At 57.1% G+C, this 4,894-nt stretch carries 5 protein-coding genes; all 5 read right to left on the bottom strand.

The genetic code is table 11. The annotated features are described in order from the left end of the window. Positions 1-221 precede the first annotated feature (221 nt). The gene (locus X726_RS137470; RefSeq protein ID WP_023673895.1) at positions 222-506 is read right to left on the bottom strand and encodes a hypothetical protein; all 285 of its coding nucleotides are present in this window, start codon (positions 504-506) and stop codon (positions 222-224) included. Positions 507-1,331: 825 nt separating this feature from the next. After that, positions 1,332-2,216 (bottom strand): YihY/virulence factor BrkB family protein, encoded by an 885-nt coding sequence (locus tag X726_RS137480; RefSeq protein WP_198037410.1) that lies wholly within the window; start codon positions 2,214-2,216, stop codon positions 1,332-1,334. A gap of 1,092 nt (positions 2,217-3,308) precedes the next feature. Next, the gene (locus tag X726_RS137485; RefSeq protein ID WP_023669677.1) at positions 3,309-3,551 is read right to left on the bottom strand and encodes a DUF982 domain-containing protein; all 243 of its coding nucleotides are present in this window, start codon (positions 3,549-3,551) and stop codon (positions 3,309-3,311) included. Beyond that, positions 3,551-3,781, bottom strand: a complete 231-nt coding sequence (locus X726_RS137490) for a hypothetical protein (protein ID WP_023690600.1) — start codon at positions 3,779-3,781, stop codon at positions 3,551-3,553. The genes X726_RS137485 and X726_RS137490 overlap by 1 nt, the downstream gene beginning before the upstream one ends. Before the next feature lie 646 nt (positions 3,782-4,427). Next, the coding region (locus tag X726_RS137495; protein ID WP_023673889.1) for a Crp/Fnr family transcriptional regulator at positions 4,428-4,894 on the bottom strand (467 nt) is incomplete at its 5' end.

Here is a 4,894-nt window from a genome sequence, read left to right as displayed (position 1 = left end):
AAGGGCGTCTATTTTAACAGCCACATCCGCAATCGTTATGCATTCCGGCTCGCGGCAGGGAGGGCAGCAGCCGCGTCGGGCGATTGACAGAATTTCAGATTCGAGGCGGCCCGCGCCATCGCAGGGGAGCAACTGTGCGAATTGACCAGGTTCCGAGGGCAAACGAAAACGCCCGCCGGCCGGGCCAGCGGGCGCGTATTATATTAAGCTAGGTGCTGGGCCTATTTGCCCATCATCATCGCAGCTTTGCAGAAGTTCTCATGGGCCTTCGCAATATCTGCGTCAGCGCAGTCCTTCATCACAGCGTCCTTATCCTCCTGAGACATAGCCGACCAAGCGGTTTTCGCTTCGGCCTCAGACTTCATGGTCTTCATGCTGCTGTCCGTGAAGAAAGGAGACATTTTTGCAGGATCGTCGAGCGCAGACGTGCCAGTGGAACTGCCGGCAAAGGCCGATCCGGTCATAAGGGCAAATGTCGCGCCGAGAATGAGCATTTTCGAATTCATCAAAATTCCTCCGAATGCAACTGCTTGAATGCAGCCGTGCTAATTCAACGCTTGCGGGTAGAAAGGGTTTCCAGCCAAATTGAAAATTGTAGAAATTGCTACCGATATTTCGTCGTCAACCTAGGAGGAATTGGCCCGCAAGTTCGGTCAAGGCGGCCGGCGGCCACCATCGATGCTGCAATTGCCTGGCCGGTTGCCCCGGACTTGTTCAGGGATGGCCCGCGCTTGCTTCCGAGCGCGGGCCGACCATGATGAGTGAGGGGCGATCTTGGTCACCGGCAGGACCGCTTAAGAACGAGCCGGGTGTGACCGAACAGCCTCAGGGTGAGGATGTTCCCGACTGACGCAAAAAAGCCCGCCAGCGTGAGCCAGCGGGCAATCGGCCTTGAGTATACTAGAACGAGTTCCCCGGCTCGCTCGTTGAGAGGCATGAAAGACAAATGGGAATCTGACCACCAGTTCGTCGAAGGCGCCCGCCGTAGCCAGCGATGGGCGGAGAGAGAACTTGAATCCCTACAATCGACCATCCAAGAGACGCGCCGTGTCCTAGAGGCTTCACGGAAGCTCTTGGAAAAAATTGCCGAGCGCGAAGACCATACGCAGCCGTAGGGAATGGCCGGTGCAGTTGGGCATGCTTGTGGGCTTAACCGCACCGATATTGCATAAGTCACGGCTGATGGGCAAACCCACGGCCAGTACTTTCCGTGCAGGTGGACAGCTCGCCGGGCGAAGACCCCAACCACCTCGATCCCGGCGAGCCTAGACCTGATCAGAGTACGCGATCAGGACCGGGGATCAGCCGGCGATAGTGGCATCTCTTGCAGGTCAACCATTGTGAAGCACAGCTTCCTGATCGGACCTGCTGCCGTGTCGAATGGAATAGGCGCGAGTGATTTCCGCACCAAAAAGAAAAATTTCCGCCGAGTAGTAAGCCCACAACAGGATGACGAGCAGCCCACCGGCGGCCCCATATGAGGCCGCGACCGCGCTGGAGCCTATATACCAACCGATAAGCGATTTCCCGAGCGTGAACAGGGCAGCAGTCACAACAGCGCCAATCCAGACATCCCGCCATTCCAGGGTTCGATCAGGCAAGATCTTGAAGATGGCAGCGAAAATAGCTGCGAGGAGGACAAAAGAAACGACCGCGTTGATAACGCCCAGGACAAGTGTCCCGAACGGCAACTGTGCGTTGATGAGGTTGCCTAGGGCCGAAATCGCCGCGCTCGCGACTAGAGAGACGAGCAACATGAAGCCAAGTGCGGTGACCAGTCCCAGACTTACCGCACGTGCGCGCACCAGGCGCGACAACGAACTTCCCTGCGCTTCGACCTTCCATATCATGTTCAAAGACTGCTGTATTTCGCCGAAGACCCCGGAAGCGCTCACAAGCAAGGTGATGATGCCAATCACCGCCGGCCAAGTGCCGCCGGATGGCTTTTCGGATGCGCTCTTCAGTGCGGTTTGCAGGATATTTGCGCTTTCTGTACCCATCATCCCTGTGATTTGGGCGGACAATGCCGCTTGCGCTGCCTCGTGACCGAATGCGAGACCCGCAATTGCAACCACGATGAGCAGAATTGGCGCCAACGATGTTGTGGCATAAAAAGCGATTGCNGGCTTCTCGCACCATTGCCCATGCATTTGTGATCGCGCGATGCATTTTGCGCCCCAGTCGAATTGGCGTTCACTAGCAATGCACCAGCACATGTGATGTTCCGGTTGCGGGCTGTGGCAGGAGTTTCGCACCGACTTCCGCGGAGGGTCGCCGGCATAGAACTTCCGCTCCGATGCGCTCGCATCGCCTTCGCCCCCATTTCGGGACGCGCATTTGATAATGGTTTTCTCAAGATCATTTTAGTTCGTTCGGAAACCATAGAAGCGGAGGCTGGCTCGTTTGCACCGACAAGGACAACAGCACGGAGGAGGTGTTGGAGGCGGCGCAGGAAGCTGGCGTGCATCCTGCGATCTCCGCCGGCCGCTGGCGGTACGAGCATCCGGACTATCGCCGCTTTTCCAAGCTGATTGGTCGAGGTGAGATTAAAACCGTCCTGAGCCTCAATATCGCTTTGAGGCGCCAAAGCTGCCAACGCGGTACCACCGTGTCTGCTTTCAGGCAGCGGCAACCAACGTCGTTGCGGCCAAGATCGCGCCACCAGCGGAATGGCACCTTTCCGCTGGTTTGCACCAGAAGCAGACCTTCTGCTCTCGTTCCATATACTGCCGGACCGCATGCGCCTCATATCGGTCATTCAGAATTAGCAGCCGCCTCTTTTCCGATGCCAACGCCTGAGCCTTTTGTGAGACCTAGGCGCAGCTTGCCGGCCGCAGCCTGTCCCAATTGGGACGAATAGTTGGCACCCATATGCAAATCTACTACTCCTAAAGCTGCCGGACCGCTCTCGTGATGAGCCGCCAGTCGGCTAAGCGCCTCGTCGGTCTTTGAGCTGGCCCCAGCGGATCCCAAAAGCAGAAATTCGAGCGTACAGGCGACGTGAGGGAGGATACCCGAACCCGCGTGAACGAGGCTGTAAGGTCGATCGGATTTCAGTTCAATCGACAAGCAATTGATTTTCGCCGGGGTCGTTCCGATTCGCTTATTGTTCTGGTGTCGGACATCGCGAACCCGTTCTTTCCGGTATTCTTCAAGGGATCGAAAAGGAAGCTCGGGAACGAAGCACAATAGGTAACACAAAAGGTCAAAACAGAGCAATGGCCACAGCCGTTTGCGTCAGATTATTCAAGTTAATTCGCCGACCGCCAACGCGAACAGACGCGCATGGTCCCGTCCGTATAGCGTTGTTAATCCGGCAGTAGCATCTCCTCTTCATCGGCTGCGGCTTCGAACAGCAGCCGGAAGTCGTTACCCGGCATTTTGCCATCCATCGCAGATAGGCAAGCCTCAGCCGCCAGCCGCCACTTGGGGCCACGATTGGACCACTTTAGAAGCTCCTCCGCGGCGGCATCAACTCGGTTGACACCAAGGCGAAGCCCCGGGCGCTCAGTCTTCACATAAACCGGAGGGTTGAACCAGCGGTGGGGCATCAAGCCTCTCGAACGTCAAAGGCGATGAACAGTCCCCAAACGGAGGCTGAATTGACGATCATTCCGACCAACTGGCAGTCAGTCTCACGAAGATCATGGCCGCGCTCGCGCACCGCTGCAATGGTCGCCTTCAGGGAAATTATATTGCCCGGTTGAGAACCCAACAGGACCTCGCGGACCAGCTCCTTGGCCGTTTGCTGCACAGGCCGAACAGGTGCTTGAACGTCCATCCCATCCTCCCAGAGAGATAGAACCTCACCAGCTATTCTGTGGGTCACTTTCCGAAAAAGGCAAGAGCCGGAAACGTACAAAGCAGGTTGCCGCAAACACCCCATTTTGGAACGGGACCCGCCCTTTGCTCATTATGGGTGGAATCAATTTATGAATGCAAATCCAAGGAATTTACGCCGTGCTCGCCAAGGATGGACAAAGCGGAGGAGTTCTATACCCGGCTTTTCGAGCGGAGGCCTGATGATCGTCCCATGGACGTGTTGATCCAATGGCGCAACGTCGCAGGCGCGAACTTGCAAATCTTCCATGATAAACGGCGAATGATAAAAAGCCCGCTGACGTCTGGCGACGCTGCAGGGATGGCCCGCGCCTGCTTCGGAGGCTGCGCGGGCCGACCATGACGAGTGGAGAGGACATCTTGGTCACCGGCACGGACCGCTGAAGAACGAGCCAGCTGTGGCCAAACAGCCTCAGAGCGGGAATGTTCCCGCCTGACGCAAAAACACCGTGGCTCAGCCGGCGGGCTCCGTTGCAGGGGCACTCAGGATAGTGCCACGGGCGCGGCGTCTGGGGTCAATGCAGTTTGCCGACTAGCCGAGCGTATTCGGCTTCAGCCCTGCCATATGACCCATCAGCCAGCGCANGTCAATGCAGTTTGCCGACTAGCCGAGCGTATTCGGCTTCAGCCCTGCCATATGACCCATCAGCCAGCGCAATCAGACGCGCTCGGTCAAGAATGACTACCTCTCCTCGCATTGAGCGTATCAGACCTTGGCCCTCCAAGGTTTGCAGCGCTATGGTGACGCCGGGCCGCCTGACACCGAGCATAACTGACAAGAACTCGTGCGTAATCGCAAAGCTGTTCCCGTCGACGCGATCATCGCACATCACCAGCCATCTTGAGAGCCTGTCGACGATGTTCATCCGGGCATTGCTGAGCGCGGTGAAGCTTGCCTGGAGGTGAAAGTAGTGAACGTAGCGGAGCAGAAAACTTCGCAGGGTTGGGCTTGTCAAAAGCGCCTTGGTGAAGAGGCCCGCGTCGATAACAAAGGCTCGGGCCTCTAATTGGACGTAACAATCGTGCGTTGACCGGTCATCGCCCATGATAAGCG

Origin of the sequence: Mesorhizobium sp. LSJC285A00, from assembly GCF_000503155.1 — a bacterium.
Taxonomy (GTDB): domain Bacteria; phylum Pseudomonadota; class Alphaproteobacteria; order Rhizobiales; family Rhizobiaceae; genus Mesorhizobium.
Note: the sequence above shows the minus strand (reverse complement) of the source record. Positions and strands in the feature narration are given on the sequence as shown.